Source organism: Mucilaginibacter sp. P25 (genome assembly GCF_050859465.1).
GTDB classification, from domain to species: domain Bacteria; phylum Bacteroidota; class Bacteroidia; order Sphingobacteriales; family Sphingobacteriaceae; genus Mucilaginibacter; species Mucilaginibacter gossypii.
Window position 1 is genome coordinate 2,376,467 of sequence record NZ_CP193937.1, and the last position, 15,251, is coordinate 2,391,717.

The following is a 15,251-nucleotide window of genomic DNA, read 5'->3' on the forward strand; positions in this document are numbered from 1 at the left end:
CTCACATCTCAAATCTATATCAATTGTGTAACTTAGCGCCGTTAAAAACACACAATGAAAAGAGACAAACTGATATTTAAGCTATTGGATGAAGAGCAGCAACGCCAGGAAGAGGGCATTGAACTTATAGCATCTGAGAATTTTGTAAGCAGGCAGGTTATGGAAGCTGCAGGTTCTGTTGCAACCAACAAATATGCCGAAGGTTTACCGGGCAAACGCTATTACGGCGGCTGCCAGGTGGTTGACGAAATTGAAACCATAGCTATCGAGCGCGCTAAGCAATTGTTTAATGCCGAGTGGGTTAACGTACAACCTCATTCTGGTGCACAGGCAAACGCGGCAGTTATGCTTGCTGTATTGCAGCCGGGCGATAAAATATTAGGTTTTGACCTTTCACATGGTGGTCACTTAACGCATGGTTCGCCTGTTAACTTTTCGGGTAAATTGTATGAACCTCATTTTTATGGTGTAAGTAAAGAAACCGGTTTGGTTGACTATGCTCAGTTAAAAGAGGTGGCCCTGCGCGAAAAACCGAAACTGATCATTGCAGGCGCTTCGGCTTACTCGCGCGATTGGGACTATGAGTTTATCCGTAAGGTGGCTGATGAGGTTGGTGCTTTGGTACTGGCCGATATTTCGCACCCGGCAGGTTTAATTGCCCGTGGCTTGTTAACTGATCCGCTGCCACATTGCCACATCGTTACTACTACTACCCACAAAACTTTACGCGGCCCTCGTGGCGGCTTAATAATGATGGGTAAGGATTTCGAAAACCCATTCGGCATCAAAACTCCAAAAGGCGAAATCAGGATGATGTCGTCATTATTGGATATGGCCGTGTTCCCAGGTACACAGGGAGGCCCGTTGGAGCACATCATAGCTGCTAAAGCAGTAGCTTTTGGTGAGGCTTTGAGCGATAGCTACATGAAATACATTGTGCAGGTTAAAAAGAATGCCGATGCTATGGCCGAAGCATTTGTGAAGCTGGGCTATCAGATCATATCTGGCGGTACCGATAATCATTTAATGCTGATCGATCTTCGTAATAAAAATATTACAGGCAAAGCTGCCGAAAATGCTTTGGTAACTGCCGATATCACCGTGAATAAAAATATGGTGCCATATGATGATAAATCGCCATTTGTAACCTCAGGCATCCGTGTAGGTACTGCGGCTATCACCACCCGCGGGATGAAGGAAAAACATATGGAGCATATTGTTGAATTGATAGATGCTGTAATTTCTGATCCTGAAAATGAACATTCTATCAAGAAAATCCGTAAAAGGGTTCACAAGTTAATGTACGACTTCCCGTTGTACAGAGATAAGGACTCAGAGTAAAAAATGACACTAAGGCAGGAAGATCCATCAAACATAGAAGATAAGCGCTTAGCAGCGCTTAAATCATACAATGTTTTGGATACCATGCCTGAAAAGGAGTACGACGCTATTACGCGTTTAGCCTCCTACATATGCCAGGTACCGGTAGCGCTGATAACGCTGCTTGATGCCGAAAGACAATGGTTTAAATCAGCATACGGCGTCGACGTGGGGAAACACCCCGCGCCGACGCTTTTTGCAACCGCACCATCCAATCTGATGCACTTCTTGAAATAGCCGACTCCAAAGAAGATGAGGAGTTTAAGGATAATCCCGCAGCCAATGAAATGGGCGTACGTTTTTATGCCGGCGCGCCGTTGATTGACCCGGATGGGCACAGGCTTGGCTCATTGTGTGTGATTGATACAAAGCCGCGTAAGCTCACAGCCGAACAGCGTGACGCGCTACGCACGCTGGCCGATGAGGTTATGTCGCACCTGCTGCTCCGGAAACAGAAGCTTGAATTGGAGAAAAATTTGAAAAGCCATCAGGAGTTTCATAATCTTTTTGACAGTTCTCCTGATATCCATTGCATTATGGACCGGGATTTTATCATTGAGCAAATCAATCGTTCTGCCAAATCTGTTTTAGGCTATTCGCCCGTTGAGGTTATAGGTAAACCTATCTGGAGCTTTTTCCAGGAAGAAGAGCGGGCTAAATCGCTGTCGGCCCTGAAAAAAGGATTAGGCAGGCAGCAACGCCATTTCGAAATAGAAGCAAATATTATAACACCGTCGGGCGATATTAAATGCATCAGCTGGTCGGTAACTTTTAAAAGTGATAAATGGTTTGCCAGCGGGCGCGATATCAGTTATCAAAAAAGGTGGCCAATGAATTGGCATTATTATCATTGGTGGCAAGTAGGGTTACCAGTGGTGTGGTTATCAGCAATGCGGCAGATGAGGTGATATGGACCAATGAAGCTTTTGAGCAAATAACCGGCTATAACCAGGCCGATGTAGAAAACCGGCGCCTGCGCGATGTGCTTAAAGGTGTACCGTTGGATGCCGAAGCTGTAAAACGGCTTGATGAAGCCATCCGCAACCAGGTATCTTACGAAGTAGACTTGTTGATAGATAAAAAAGGTGGTGAACCGGTTTGGATCTCGGTATTTAACTCGGTGATCCGCGACAGTGCCGGCCAAACAGATAAATTTATCAGGGTTATTATTGATATAACCCAGCGTAAAAAAATAGAACAGGAACTGGAGATACTGTCCTTCGCGGCCCGTAAATCGCCAAGCGGTATCCTGATCCGCAGTAATACGGGTGAGGTGATCTGGATGAATGAAGCCCTGGAGAATATAACAGGTTATACGTTTGACGAAATGCGTGGTAAAATGTTTGGTACCATGCTGGTTGGTGAAGATACCGACCTTAATGTGTTTAAGGCGGCAGTAAAAGCTGTAGAGGAAAAACGGGGATATGAAGTTGAAATAAAAGTTTATAAAAAGGACAAAACCCCGATCTGGATCTTTCTGTCAAATAGCCCTTTATTTAATGAAACAGGCAGTGTTGAAAGACAGATAGCTGTAATGGTTGACATCACCGAACGTAAGAAAACTGAAGAGCAGGTAAACATGCTTTCGTTGGTGGCCAGCAGTACTGCCAGTGGCGTGGTAATTAATAACAGCGATGGTAAGGTTGAGTGGGTCAATAAAGCGTTTGAGCAAATAACCGGCTATACTTTGCTTGATGTGAAAGACAACCATCTTGGCGATGTGCTAAAAGGGGAGCTTACCGACGTATCTATTATCCAAAAGGCACGGGAGTTGTCCCGCAATAAACAATCATTTGAGGTTGACCTGCTGGTTTACCGGAAAGACAGGCAGCCTTTGTGGATTTCGGTGATCAACTCGGTGATTATTAACAGTAAGGGCGAAGTTGATAAATACATAGAGGTTATCATTGACATAACTGCTAAAAAGAAGGCTGAAATTGAACTCATTAATGCCCGGGAGGAAGCTGTACAGCTGAGTCGCGCCAAAGATATGTTCATATCAGTAATGAGCCACGAGATCCGTACGCCGCTGAATGCCGTAATTGGTATGTCGCATTTGTTACTGGAGGATGATCCGCTTGATGGGCAAAAGGAAAACCTTAACATCCTGAAATTCTCGGCCGAAAACCTGATGACACTGATCAATGATGTGCTTGATTTTGCCAAGATCGAAACCGGGAATGTTGAGCTGGAGAAGGAGCGGGTTGATTTGACCGAGCTTGTTCAAAGCATAACAAGCTCCATGCAGTATAAAGCCGCCGAAAAAATATATATATTAGCAAAAGCATTGATGAGGCTATACCCAAAGTGATTTTGGGCGACCGCACCCGGCTGATCCAGATATTACTAAACCTTGTTGGTAATGCGATTAAATTTACCGAGAAAGGTGGAGTTACCATCGATCTGAAAGTGATACAGCAATCAGAACAGGATGTGCGCATCAGGTTTGCAGTAATTGATACCGGCATAGGCATTGCAGCAAATAAACTGGGTACTATATTTGAGCAGTTTAAGCAGGCCGAACTGGATACTACACGCAAGTTTGGAGGTACCGGCCTTGGCCTCGCTATCAGCAAGCGGTTAATTGAACTGCACGACTCGCGCATAAATGTTGACAGCGTACCAGGACAGGGATCAACATTTTGGTTTACCATAGGCTTTAAAAAAGGAGACTACCAGTCGAACAGAAATAGTAATAACGTGGAAGAAGGACTTAAAATAAATGTTTTAGTAGTAGATGACAATCAGATTAACCGCCTGCTCATTAATAAGATATTAAAGAAATGGGGTGCCAGCGCTGATTTTGCCGAAAACGGCATTGAAGCTATTGAAAAGGTTGAAACCAACCGCAACTACAACGTAGTGCTGATGGATATCCACATGCCCGAAATGGGCGGTTTGGAAGCGACAGGCATTATCCGCGCTAAAACAGAAGCTTATTTCCAGCAGTTACCAATCATTGCCCTTACGGCCTCTATGCTCAGCAACCAAATGGGCGAGATTAACAATGCCGGAATGAATGACTACATCCTTAAACCCTTTGACCCGAGGGTGCTATACGATAAATTAAGCAGGTACCAGCAGCAGTAGGCTGTTATTGATTAGAGACTGAAGATTAGAGGTTAGTTTGTTTAAATCCCGGTACTAAAACAGGTGTCATTGCGATAGCGCGGCCATCGCATGGAAGCATGACCGCCCTGTGTAGTATGCGATTGCCATGTCGCATCCCTGACTTATCCCTATGTTGCTCCTCGCAATGGCATGATTAGTATAATCTTATTCGATTATGATCCTACACCGCATAAGCTATGGTAGCTATACTCAACTTCAAACCAGGAACTTTCAATAACTCCGCCCCGCAGGCTTCAAGCGTTGAGCCGGTAGTTACTATATCGTCGACCAGTAATACATGTTTGCCTTCAAGTGCAGCCGCATCTTTAACAGCAAATACATGATGCATATTTTCAAACCGGGCAAAGCGTGATCGTTGAGTTTGAGTTTTAGTGGCCACTGTACGTACGAGGCTGTGCTCATCAACCACCCCCTTTAACTTTTCGGCAAGGCCATGGGCAAAGCAGGCGCTTTGGTTGTAGCCACGTTCGCGCAGGCGGCGCTGATGGAGCGGCACCGGAATAATTACATCTGCCGTATTAAAAATATCATTTGCGGCCAGCTGTGCCCCTGCTATGACGCCAAGCAGATTGCCGATCTGGTGCATGCCTTTGTATTTAAAATGGTGCATCAGGTTTTGGATTTTTCCTCCTTTATGAAAATAATAGAGTGCGTAGGCGGCTTCAACATTAATTTTACCCCAAAATTGCTGGGCTACAATATTAGCAGGCTGCTGATGAAAATTGGTAAAGGGTAAATTAAAGCGGCAATCGCTGCAAATGATATGCTCACCTGCTACCAAGCTGGCCTGGCAAGCCGGGCAAAGCTCCGGGAACAGCAGGGCGGCAAAATCTGAAAGGTAGGCACGCAGTAATTTCATGCCCTCAATTTAATACGGATTTTTTAAACTTCGGCCAGTTTATCTTTTTCTTTGATGGCGAGCTGTCCGCAGGCGGCGTCAATATCCTTGCCGCGGCTCCGCCGGAGGTGCGTGTTAATACCTTGTTTGGTGAGGTAATCAGCAAATGCTTCAACTTTATCTTCGCCGGCATTGATGTAGCTGGCAAAAGCGATAGGATTGTATTCAATGATGTTAACTTTGCAAGGCAGGTGTTTGCAAAATTTAGCCAGCTCCATAGCGTCCTGGATGCCATCGTTCACACCATCAAAAATAATGTACTCGTAGGTCACCGGGTTTTTGGTTTTGGCGTAGTAATATTTCAATGCCTCGGCCAGGGCCTTTAACGAGTTTTGCTCGTTAATGGGCATAATAGTATTCCGTTTTTCGTCGTTTGCCGCATGCAGGGAAAGGGCAAGGTTAAATTTTACCTGGTCGTCGCCCAGTTTTTTGATCATTTTGGCAATGCCGGCTGTTGATACGGTAATGCGTTTGGCAGCCATGTTAAGCCCATCCTCGGAGGTGATGCGCTCTATCGACTTCATCATATTGGCATAGTTGAGCAACGGCTCGCCCATGCCCATGTAAACAATATTTGATAAAGGCTGATTGTAGTTTTCGCGGGCCTGCTGATCAATTAAAACTACCTGGTCGTAAATTTCATCAGGGTTGAGGTTCCTTTTGCGCTCCATATAGCCGGTGGCACAAAATTTACAGGTAAGACTACAACCCACCTGCGATGATACACAGGCCGTCATACGGCCGGGAGTTGGAATTAAAACGCCCTCAATTAAGTGGTTATCGTGTAAAATAAAAGAATTTTTTATAGTTTTATCAGCACTAACCTGTGAAGAATTAATTTTTACATTATTAATTACAAAATTTGCATCCAGTTTAGCACGGAGTTCTTTTGAAATATTGCTCATCTCGTTGAAAGAAAAGCAAGATTTTTTCCAAAGCCATTCATACACCTGTTTTGCCCTGAAGCCTTTTTCATCCATACGGATAAAATGCTCCTGTAAAGCATTCAGGCTCAGGCTGCGGATGTCGATTTTATCTTTTGTATTGTTCACAGTGCAAAAGTACTTAAATTTAAAAAAATCTATCTTTTTTTAAAGTCATTCTTTTTTGGCTAATAAAAAACAATAACTAAAAGTTAATTGTACTTATTTTGCAGGACAGATTGTTTTGAAAAACGTTATGTGTTACGATACCAAGTTTAAATTTTAATGAAAAGTTTTAGAGCCGATTACGTTTTTCCTGTTTATGCCGATCCGATTAAAAATGGTATAGTCACTGTTGATGATCAAGGTAAGATCATCGCTGTTACCGATAGTAACAAGCCTCCCAGCGGGCATGTGCAACAAGTAAGCGGAGTTATTTGCCCCGGATTTATTAATACGCATTGCCATACCGAACTTTCTCATTTAAAAGATAAAGTAAAGCCCAAAGGCGGCCTGGTAAATTTTATAAAAGACGTTCAATCTTTACGCAGTACCGATCAGCAGGAGGTTCTTGATGCCATAGCTAAAGCCGATCAGGAAATGTATGATAACGGCATTGTAGCCGTTGGTGATATCTCCAACACTAATAACAGTGTTGCGATGAAAAAACAAAGCAAATTATACTATCATACCTTTGTTGAAACTTTTGGTTTTTTGCCCGAAAAGGCTGCTGAAGTTTTTGAAAAAGCGCTGGCTCTGCTCAATGAATTTAAGCCCGGCTCATGTTCTATAACCCCGCATGCACCGTATTCGGTATCAAAGGAGTTATTTAAGCTGATTAAAAAGCACAGCGATACCAACGATGAAAACCTGCTCAGTATCCATAACCAGGAGTGTGAGGATGAGAACAAATTTTACCGGTATAAGCTTGGTGCTTTTTTAGAGTTGTACGAGCATTTTGGTATGGATATATCCTATTTCAAGCCACAGGCCCGTAACTCTGTACAATCTATTATCCCGCTGCTCTCTAACAAACAAAAGGTTTTGCTGGTACATAATACCTGTACCAACCTAAAAGATATTTATTTCATAAAACGATTTGACAGGAAGATAAACTGGTGTTTTTGCCCTAATGCCAATCTTTATATTGAGGGGCGTTTACCTAAAATTGATCTTTTTGTTGACCAGGGTTTTAATATTACCCTTGGTACTGATAGCCTTGCATCAAACAGCAAATTATGTTTACTGAGCGAGATGCGAGCTATTCAACAAAAGTTCCCTTCCATAAGCTTACCGCGCCTGGTTGAATGGGGTACCCGTAATGGAGCCGAATACCTGGGTATCGACGATGAAAAAGGCACGCTTGAAGCAGGCAAAACCCCGGGCCTGAACCTGATCAGCGGCCTTGATGGGTTTAAGATCACACCCGAAACCAAAGTAAAGAAACTGATATAATTGACACTAATTTTCACAAATTAGATCGAATTACACGAATAACGTCAAGGAAACATTCGTGTAATTCGATTAAATTATAAGCAATCTATACAAGGATTCGTGCAGATATCATCCTTTACTCACCGGCACAACTAAATGGATAGTAACCTCGGGCGGTGTGCCGCTTCTGTCGATGCCATACTTAGGAGGCAGTACTTTAAAATCGCCTTTAAACACGGCCTCGCTGCCTTTTTCGTCAAACGTAAAATGGATGGCTTCGGGATTGGTTTTGCCTTTCATGGTTAGCTTGCCGCTGGCAACGTAGCCGTTACCGCTTTTTGATACCGAGGTTGATTCAAATTTAATGGTTGGATAATCGTCGGCACCCAGGGCCGATTTTACGTGACTGGTTTTAATAAAGAAACCGGTTGCTGCGGTTGTAACATCGATAGTTGCCGAAATTTTAGCTTGTTCGGGATGGTCTTTATCAAATGTTATATCGGCTTTTAAGCCGCTGAATGAACCGCTTACCCTGTGGCCTTCAAAAGTTACCTGGGCTTCATCGTCTTTCACTTTCCAGTTGCCCAAAATAGCGAAAGCCGAAAAGGTTGTAAGAGCAATGATCAGGGCAGAAAAAATAATTTTTTTCATAAAATAGAATTTTAGAGTTATATCAATCAAAATAAAATGTAATGCGTTTTGTAGTGATTACGCTTGTAAAGTTAAAAGGTTGCTTAGCAGGAAAAAGTTAACTTTGCAATATCAATATACGATAATACTGATGATCAAACATATTAATATTACAGTTAAAGGCAAAGTACACGGCGTTTTTTACCGTAAATCAACAAAAGCAGTTGCCGATCAGCTTGGTGTTCGCGGTTTTGTGCTCAACGAGCCCAATGGTGATGTATACATGGAAGCCGAAGCTGATAATTCTACACTCGAAATGTTTTTGGAATGGTGTAACGAAGGGCCTCAGGACGCCGAAGTGACCGCTGTTGAAAGCCATGAAGGCGAATTGAAAAACTATCGTAATTTTGAGGTTGTTAAAAGGCGTTTGTAACTAAATACAAACCCATTAAATCGAATATCTCCATTGTCTACTATAAAAAAATTCGCCGGGCAAACTGCTATATATGGTTTAAGTACTATCATTTCCCGGATGATCTACTTTGTTTTAACGCCAATTTATACCCGTACCCTGCCGGTAAATGCTAACGGCGTTTTTACATCGGTATATGGAAGTGCTTCTATCATTAACGCCATTTTGGCTTTTGGTATGGAAACTACCTATTTCAGGTACCTGCAAAAACGTTCAGATAACAAACAGCAGGTTTATAATAATGCGTTTGGTGTTGTTATAATGGTATCAGTAATATTCCTGGTTTTTTGTGTACTATTTCTAAATCCTATTGTCAATTACATGCAGGCCGGCGTCGCTAAAGATCATGCCGACTATATTTTTTACGTAAAGTGCTTCCTCGTAATTTTAGTGCTTGATGCTTTTTGCGTAATTCCTTTTGCCCGTATCAGGGCAGAAGGCCGCCCCATAAAATACGCCATTATCAAATGCTCAAACATCGGCCTTGTAATGATGCTCAATTTGTTTTTTCTGTTCGGCGTTCCGTTTATAATAAATCACCATTTGCCATCCGGAGCGTGGATGGCAGGTTGGTACAGGCCCAATTGGGTAGGATATGTATTTTTAGCTAACGCAATAGCAAGCGGGCTTACCATATTATTGCTATTGCCCGAGATATTGCAAATGAAGCTGAAGTTTGACGGTGCCATGTTAAGCGAAATGTTTGCATACAGTTGGCCTATATTGATAGCCAATATATCGTTCATCATTAATGAGTCATTAGATAAGGTGATGCTGAAGCAAATGCTGCCCCAAAGTATCGCCGATACGCATGTGGGCATTTATGGCACCTGCGCCAAGATTGCATTATTTCTGAGTATTTTTGTGCAGGCCTTCAGGTTAGGTGCCGAACCGTTTTTCTTCAGCCATGCAAAAAACAAAAATTCGGGCGAAACTTATGCCCGCATCATGACGTACTTTGTAATTATGGTGGCCATTATATGTGTAGCACTTATTGCCAATGTTGATATACTGGCTACTCTTATAGTAGGAAAGGAAACGCATGAGGTGAAACATCATATAGTTTACAATCCGTTTTGGCAGGGCCTTGGCGTTGTACCGCCCTTGTTGTTCGGTTACCTGAGCCTTGGTATTTATATGAATCTTTCGGTGTGGTATAAATTGTCTGACCAAACCCGCTATGGCTTATATATATCTGGTGTAGGGGCGGTATTAACCGTTATTTTAAACTGGCTGCTTATTCCTAAATACAGCTATATGGCTTCGGCGTGGATCTCGTTCGCGGCCTATGCTACCATGATGGTGCTCTCGTACCTGTGGGGGCAAAAAAATTATCCCATCCCGTATAACTTAAAAAAGAACCTTGCGTATATAATTGTCTCGGTATTGTTTGTTTTTCTGTCGTTTTCAGTATTTAAACGTAATATTTTTGTTGGTAACGGGCTTTTACTTTTATTTGCGGCTGGAGCGTATTACTTTGAACGCAAAGAGTTAAAAGCTATATTTAAACGATGATCATCCGCATAATTAACAAATCAAAAAATAGTTTACCGGCTTATGAAACTGCTCATGCAGCAGGCATGGACCTGCGTGCTGATGTAGAAACTGCGGTAGTGCTTAAACCAATGGAACGTAAACTCATTCCAACAGGTTTATATATTGAATTGCCCGAGGGTTTCGAAGCGCAAATCCGCCCGCGAAGCGGCCTGGCATTTAAACATGGTATCGGTATTGTTAATTCGCCGGGCACTATTGATGCCGATTATCGCGGAGAGATCAAGGTATTACTCATCAATTTCTCGACAGAAGATTTTGAGGTCAATACCGGCGACAGGATAGCCCAGATGGTAGTTGCCAAACACGAGCGTGTTAACTGGGAGCAGGTAGAAGTACTGAACGAAACCCAAAGGGGCGAAGGCGGCTACGGACACACAGGGAAGTAATTAGAGTCAGGACTATAAGAGTCAGGAAGCAAGAAAGAAATATAGTCAAGACCATTAGAGTCAGGAAACAAGAAGAATGAAGATTGGTAAAAGCAATATTAAATTAGAAAGTACACGGAAAACACACCTGTTTTCTGCGCCTTTTCTTGCGTCTTTATTCTTGCCTCTTGCCATCTTGCCTCTAAATTCTCAGGCTCAGCATAAAAAGAACGGCGATTATAAAACACTGGCATCGGCAGGTAAGGTGATGAGTTATCAGGACAGCGCTATGGTTAAGCAGCTTTTCTTTTCGGCCCTGCGCGAAAAAACGGTTGAGAACTATAAGCTTGCCACCGAAATGTTTGAGCGCGTTTTACAGGCCGACCCTGCAAATGATGCTTCTTTATATGAACTGGCAAACCTTAAAAGGCAGCAAAATGATTTTGCAGCTTCTGAGCCTCTTTTAGAGCAGGCTGTAGCAATAAATAAGGATAACGAATGGTATTGGGCGGCATTGGCCGATAGCTACGAAAAAACCAATACCATTGATAAGCTTGAAAATGTTTTTAACCAGCTGATCAGGCTTAACCCGGATAAATCGGCGTATTATTTTGACAAGGCCAATGCTTTTACCATCCTGAAAAGGTACGATGATGCCCTTAAGGTATATGATGAGATTGAAAAATTGAACGGCCCGAGTGATGATCTTTTAGCCAATCGTCAAAAAATCTATTTAAAGCAGGGCAAAATTGACCAGGCCACTTCCGAACTGGAAAAGCAGATAGCCGCTAATCCCGGGGAGATCCGTTACTACCTGGCCCTTGGCGAAGTTTACAACTCGAACGGGTTTGCCGATAAGGCGCTTAAAGTATTGCAGCAAGCCGAAAAGCTTGATCCGCGAAATGGTTTGGTGCACTTCGCGCTGGCCGATATCTATCGCGATAAAAAGAATAACGAAGCTAGCTTTAATGAGCTTACCCAGGGATTTGCCATTCCGGATATCGGCATCGATCAAAAAATTAATATTATATCGGGATACTTTCCTAAGTTTCCGGAGGCCAATGCTAAAGCCAGCGCGCTTGAATTAAGCCGGATCCTGACCGTTGCCCATCCTAACGATGCCAGGGCTTATGCTATTTACGGCGATATGCTGATCCAGAATACCAAATATAAAGAGGCAAAGCCAGTACTTAAAAAATCGGCCCAGCTTAATAACCAGGTGTACAATGTTCAGGAACAGCTGGTGCGCCTGGATTTAGGCGACAACGACCTTGATGCCGCTATTAAAGATGGTGAAAACGCATTGTCATTATTTCCGAACCAGGCCTGGATGAACTATCTTGTTGGTGTGGCCTGGGCACAAAAAAAGGATAACAATAAGGCAGTTGGTTATCTTAAAAATGCTACTTCATTAGAACTTCAGGATAAGGAGCTACTTTCGTTAAGTTTTTCATTATTGGGCGATTGCTATCATGAGTTGAAGAATATTAAAAGCTCTGACGAAAGTTATGAGAAAGCTTTAACCTACAATCCGGATAATGCATTCACTTTAAACAATTATGCTTATTATTTATCGTTAAGGAATGAGCAGCTGGAAAAGGCGGCAGCAATGTCGGCACATTCCAACGAGTTGCAGCCTAATACGGCATCGTTTGAAGATACTTATGCCTGGATACTGTTTAAACAAAAAAAATATGCCCAGGCAAAAGAATGGATGGAGAAGGCCCTCACGCATGATAAAGACAATAGCGGGGTTAAGTATGAACATTATGGTGATATATTGTTTTTCCTCGGGAATACTGATGCTGCCGTAACTAACTGGAAAAAGGCGAAAGGCTTTGGTGAGCAGTCACCTGTTTTAGATCGTAAGATAAATGAAAAAAATATAGCGAATAGTTTACTTATAGCTTGCTGCCTGCTGGTAATGCTAAGCTGTAAAGCACGTAAACAAGTTTTGGTTAACCGTAAGGCAGATTCGACAGCAAGGACGAGTGATATTGCCGGCAAACTGGCTGCCATAAGGGCAAACCAGGTCAATTTTACAACATTTGCGGGCAAGGCAAAAACCAAGCTTAGCATCAATAATAACAGCAATGATGTTACCCTGAATATCAGGATAGCAAAAGATAAAAGGATTTGGGTTTCCATCACAGCAGTATTAGGCATTGAAGCGGCCCGCGCCGTTATAACACCCGACAGTATTATGATCATTAACCGCTTGCAAAACGTTTACATTAAAAAGCCATTCAGTTATATATATACTTACGCCAGCAAAGAGGTTAATTATAAAACGCTCGAGTCATTGCTGATTGGCAACGCGGTGCCCGAATTGCTGAACGAGCAGTCGACCTTTGACCATGCCGATGGCAATACAACCTTAAGCGGTTCCCTGAACGATCTGGTTTACAAGCTGATACTTGGTCCGGATAATAAGGTTACGCAAACCAATTTAGATAACCAGCGCCAGGCGCAATCATTACAGGTTACCAACAATGCCTTTATCGAAGCAACAAACCGGGTATTGCCGGCGCAAATAGATATCGCATCAGTAGTAAAAGATAAAAAAATACAAGTTAATTTGCATTATACTAAGGCCGATTTTGAAGTACAGCAAAACTATCCGTTCAGCATTCCTGATGGGTACGAGCCTGGTAAATAATTAATATGTTTATTTGATGAAGTTTATAAAAGCAGTTTTCTTTTTACTATTGGTACTGGCAGCAGTTAATGTACACGCACAAAGCAGTGACGAACTGAAACGTCGTAAAGCACAGCTGAATAAAGAGCTTGAACAATTAAATGAAGATTACAATGAAACTTTAAATAATAAAAAGGCTTCATTAAAGCAGCTAAGCATACTGAAGGCACAGATAAACCTGCGGCAGGAAAAAATTGAAAATATCAACTCTGAAGTAAGATTATTGGATAATCAAATCTCTGAGAGCAATAATAACGTACGTAGCTTACAGTCGCAGTTGGATCAGCTTAAAAAGGAATACGCAGCTATGATCCTGTTTGCATACCGCAACCAGAGCGCCTATAATAAGATGATGTTCCTTTTTGCATCAAAAGACTTTAACCAGGCCTATAAACGTTTAAAATATTTACAGCAGTTTGGTACCTACCGTGAGCGGCAGGCAAACTATATCCAGGGTACACAAAAAGAGCTGCATGTTAAAATTAATGAGCTTGACCGTACCAAGAATGAAAAAAATGATCTCTTGAAAGATCAGCAAAAGGAAAAAGAAACACTGGGTAATGAACGTAATAACCAGGTTAAGGTGGTAAGCGATCTGTCGCAGCATGAAGGGATCCTGAAAAAACAACAGAGGGACCTGCAGGCCAAGATCGTTAAAACAACCCGTGCCATTAATGAGGCTATCCGCAGGGAAATTGAGGAAGCCAGGCGCAGGGCTGCTGAAGAAGAAAGACGCAGGGCTGAAGAAGCCGCAAGACTGGCCGCAGCCAAAGCAAAGGCCGAAAATAAGCCAGCGCCTGTTGCACCGGCTCCGGCTAAGCCGGCTGCGGCGCGCAGTACATCAAGTGTATTGAACGCCACGCCTGAGGCCGCTAAGCTGTCGAACGACTTTTTGGGTAATCGCGGTGGTTTACCATGGCCGGTATCCAACGGAATAATTACCCAGGGATTTGGTACCTATACCACGCCTGAGGGTATCAGGAGTGAAAGTACAGGTGTTGATATCCGTACTAACCAGGGCAGTACTGTTAGGGCTGTATTTGATGGTACGGTTGTAAAAGTGGGTGATGTGAGCGGGACCTATTTGGTAATTATATTGCATGGGGAGTATTTTACAGCTTATAGTAATTTACGGTCGGTAACTGTTGCGCGTGGGCAAAAAGTGAGCACCAAACAAGCTATCGGCACGGTGGCAACTGATCCATCGACAGGAGAAACGGAGGCGCACTTTGAAATTTATAAAGGAACAACACCCGTTAACCCCAAGATTCTGGCTGGCGCCTAACTAATTAGTTATGAACTATAAGAAATTTTAATTGTATATATTTGTATCCTTAAACAGAATGCTATGTTAAGTTCAGTTTTGTTATTTTTAAATATTGGTACGGGCGAGATGGTACTGATACTTTTTGCAGCATTGATGCTATTTGGCGGCGAAAAGCTGCCCGGCCTGGCGAGGAGCCTGGGTAAAGGTATCCGCGACTTTAAAGATGCCTCTGAAGATGTTAAACGTGAGATCAATAACCAGATCAATAATTACGAGGAAAAAAACCTGCACCTAAAGTAGAAGAAGAAAAACCGCTTTTAGATGAAAAAGCCTCCGAAGCTCCGGAAGCTGCAGCTGAGCACGAAAAGCCCGTTGTTGAAAATACTGTTCCAAATACAATCGCTATTAGCGATTATCACGTAAATACCCCGGCCGAGCCGGAACACCAAAGTCATATCAATTTAGATAAGACTGTTACCGGTAGTCATCTGGATA

15 protein-coding genes are annotated in these 15,251 nt (G+C 42.8%); 12 read left to right on the forward strand and 3 right to left on the reverse strand.

Annotation, left to right across the window (positions count from 1 at the left end; translation table 11 throughout):
• Positions 1-54: 54 nt before the first annotated feature.
• Genes glyA through ACRQ5D_RS12445 form a run of 5 tightly spaced genes read left to right on the forward strand, consistent with a single transcriptional unit; the run spans position 55 to position 4,470 of the window.
• Positions 55-1,341, forward strand: coding sequence for a serine hydroxymethyltransferase (gene glyA / locus ACRQ5D_RS12425; protein WP_091174585.1), 1,287 nt, complete (start codon positions 55-57; stop codon positions 1,339-1,341).
• Between the two features lie 3 nt (positions 1,342-1,344).
• Positions 1,345-1,617 (forward strand): hypothetical protein, encoded by a 273-nt coding sequence (locus ACRQ5D_RS12430; protein ID WP_432329089.1) that lies wholly within the window; start codon positions 1,345-1,347, stop codon positions 1,615-1,617.
• The gene (locus tag ACRQ5D_RS12435; protein WP_432329757.1) at positions 1,590-2,288 is read left to right on the forward strand and encodes a PAS domain S-box protein; all 699 of its coding nucleotides are present in this window, start codon (positions 1,590-1,592) and stop codon (positions 2,286-2,288) included. The genes ACRQ5D_RS12430 and ACRQ5D_RS12435 overlap by 28 nt, the downstream gene beginning before the upstream one ends.
• Entirely contained in the window at positions 2,204-3,691 is a 1,488-nt protein-coding gene (locus ACRQ5D_RS12440; RefSeq protein ID WP_432329091.1) for a PAS domain-containing protein, read from the forward strand. The genes ACRQ5D_RS12435 and ACRQ5D_RS12440 overlap by 85 nt, the downstream gene beginning before the upstream one ends.
• 2 nt (positions 3,692-3,693) lie before the next feature.
• A complete protein-coding gene (locus ACRQ5D_RS12445) occupies positions 3,694-4,470 on the forward strand; it encodes an ATP-binding protein (RefSeq protein ID WP_432329093.1) in 777 nt (258 codons plus the stop codon).
• Positions 4,471-4,672: 202 nt separating this feature from the next.
• On the opposite strand, the gene ACRQ5D_RS12450 is transcribed toward ACRQ5D_RS12445, so the two are convergent.
• Together ACRQ5D_RS12450 and rlmN are read right to left on the reverse strand one after the other, a co-directional pair.
• Complete coding sequence (locus ACRQ5D_RS12450; RefSeq protein WP_091174588.1) at positions 4,673-5,371, reverse strand: ComF family protein; 699 nt, start codon at positions 5,369-5,371, stop codon at positions 4,673-4,675.
• A gap of 23 nt (positions 5,372-5,394) precedes the next feature.
• Complete coding sequence (rlmN, locus tag ACRQ5D_RS12455) at positions 5,395-6,462, reverse strand: 23S rRNA (adenine(2503)-C(2))-methyltransferase RlmN (protein ID WP_091174591.1); 1,068 nt, start codon at positions 6,460-6,462, stop codon at positions 5,395-5,397.
• A gap of 156 nt (positions 6,463-6,618) precedes the next feature.
• Between rlmN and ACRQ5D_RS12460 the strand changes: the two genes are divergently transcribed.
• Complete coding sequence (locus tag ACRQ5D_RS12460) at positions 6,619-7,788, forward strand: amidohydrolase family protein (protein ID WP_091174594.1); 1,170 nt, start codon at positions 6,619-6,621, stop codon at positions 7,786-7,788.
• Positions 7,789-7,896: 108 nt separating this feature from the next.
• On the opposite strand, the gene ACRQ5D_RS12465 is transcribed toward ACRQ5D_RS12460, so the two are convergent.
• The gene (locus ACRQ5D_RS12465; protein ID WP_091174596.1) at positions 7,897-8,418 is read right to left on the reverse strand and encodes a YceI family protein; all 522 of its coding nucleotides are present in this window, start codon (positions 8,416-8,418) and stop codon (positions 7,897-7,899) included.
• A 130-nt stretch (positions 8,419-8,548) separates the two neighbouring features.
• Here ACRQ5D_RS12465 and ACRQ5D_RS12470 point away from each other — a divergent pair, with 130 nt between their 5' ends.
• The 6 genes from ACRQ5D_RS12470 (at position 8,549) to ACRQ5D_RS12495 (ending at position 15,056) form a co-directional block, all read left to right on the forward strand.
• On the forward strand, positions 8,549-8,830 hold the full coding sequence (locus ACRQ5D_RS12470; RefSeq protein WP_311084056.1) for an acylphosphatase: 282 nt from the start codon (positions 8,549-8,551) through the stop codon (positions 8,828-8,830).
• A gap of 33 nt (positions 8,831-8,863) precedes the next feature.
• Complete coding sequence (locus ACRQ5D_RS12475) at positions 8,864-10,384, forward strand: polysaccharide biosynthesis C-terminal domain-containing protein (RefSeq protein ID WP_143020873.1); 1,521 nt, start codon at positions 8,864-8,866, stop codon at positions 10,382-10,384.
• Complete coding sequence (dut, locus tag ACRQ5D_RS12480; protein ID WP_091174598.1) at positions 10,381-10,812, forward strand: dUTP diphosphatase; 432 nt, start codon at positions 10,381-10,383, stop codon at positions 10,810-10,812. The genes ACRQ5D_RS12475 and dut overlap by 4 nt, the downstream gene beginning before the upstream one ends.
• A 175-nt stretch (positions 10,813-10,987) precedes the next feature.
• A complete protein-coding gene (locus ACRQ5D_RS12485) occupies positions 10,988-13,450 on the forward strand; it encodes a DUF4292 domain-containing protein (RefSeq protein WP_432329097.1) in 2,463 nt (820 codons plus the stop codon).
• Positions 13,451-13,466: 16 nt separating this feature from the next.
• Positions 13,467-14,774 carry a murein hydrolase activator EnvC family protein gene (locus ACRQ5D_RS12490; protein ID WP_432329099.1) on the forward strand — a complete coding sequence of 436 codons (1,308 nt, stop codon included), beginning with the start codon at positions 13,467-13,469 and terminating at the stop codon, positions 14,772-14,774.
• A gap of 63 nt (positions 14,775-14,837) precedes the next feature.
• Entirely contained in the window at positions 14,838-15,056 is a 219-nt protein-coding gene (locus tag ACRQ5D_RS12495) for a twin-arginine translocase TatA/TatE family subunit (RefSeq protein WP_431199737.1), read from the forward strand.
• Positions 15,057-15,251: the final 195 nt, after the last annotated feature.

Bases quoted from the DNA above. Each gene is read 5' to 3' on its own strand.
- ACRQ5D_RS12465 (WP_091174596.1), bottom strand. From the start codon at position 8,418: ATGAAAAAAATTATTTTTTCTGCCCTGATCATTGCTCTTACAACCTTT.
- ACRQ5D_RS12430 (WP_432329089.1), top strand. From the start codon at position 1,345: ATGACACTAAGGCAGGAAGATCCATCAAACATAGAAGATAAGCGCTTA.
- dut (WP_091174598.1), top strand. From the start codon at position 10,381: ATGATCATCCGCATAATTAACAAATCAAAAAATAGTTTACCGGCTTAT.
- ACRQ5D_RS12495 (WP_431199737.1), top strand. From the start codon at position 14,838: ATGTTAAGTTCAGTTTTGTTATTTTTAAATATTGGTACGGGCGAGATG.
- ACRQ5D_RS12460 (WP_091174594.1), top strand. From the start codon at position 6,619: ATGAAAAGTTTTAGAGCCGATTACGTTTTTCCTGTTTATGCCGATCCG.
- ACRQ5D_RS12450 (WP_091174588.1), bottom strand. From the start codon at position 5,371: ATGAAATTACTGCGTGCCTACCTTTCAGATTTTGCCGCCCTGCTGTTC.
- ACRQ5D_RS12470 (WP_311084056.1), top strand. From the start codon at position 8,549: ATGATCAAACATATTAATATTACAGTTAAAGGCAAAGTACACGGCGTT.
- ACRQ5D_RS12490 (WP_432329099.1), top strand. From the start codon at position 13,467: ATGAAGTTTATAAAAGCAGTTTTCTTTTTACTATTGGTACTGGCAGCA.
- glyA (WP_091174585.1), top strand. From the start codon at position 55: ATGAAAAGAGACAAACTGATATTTAAGCTATTGGATGAAGAGCAGCAA.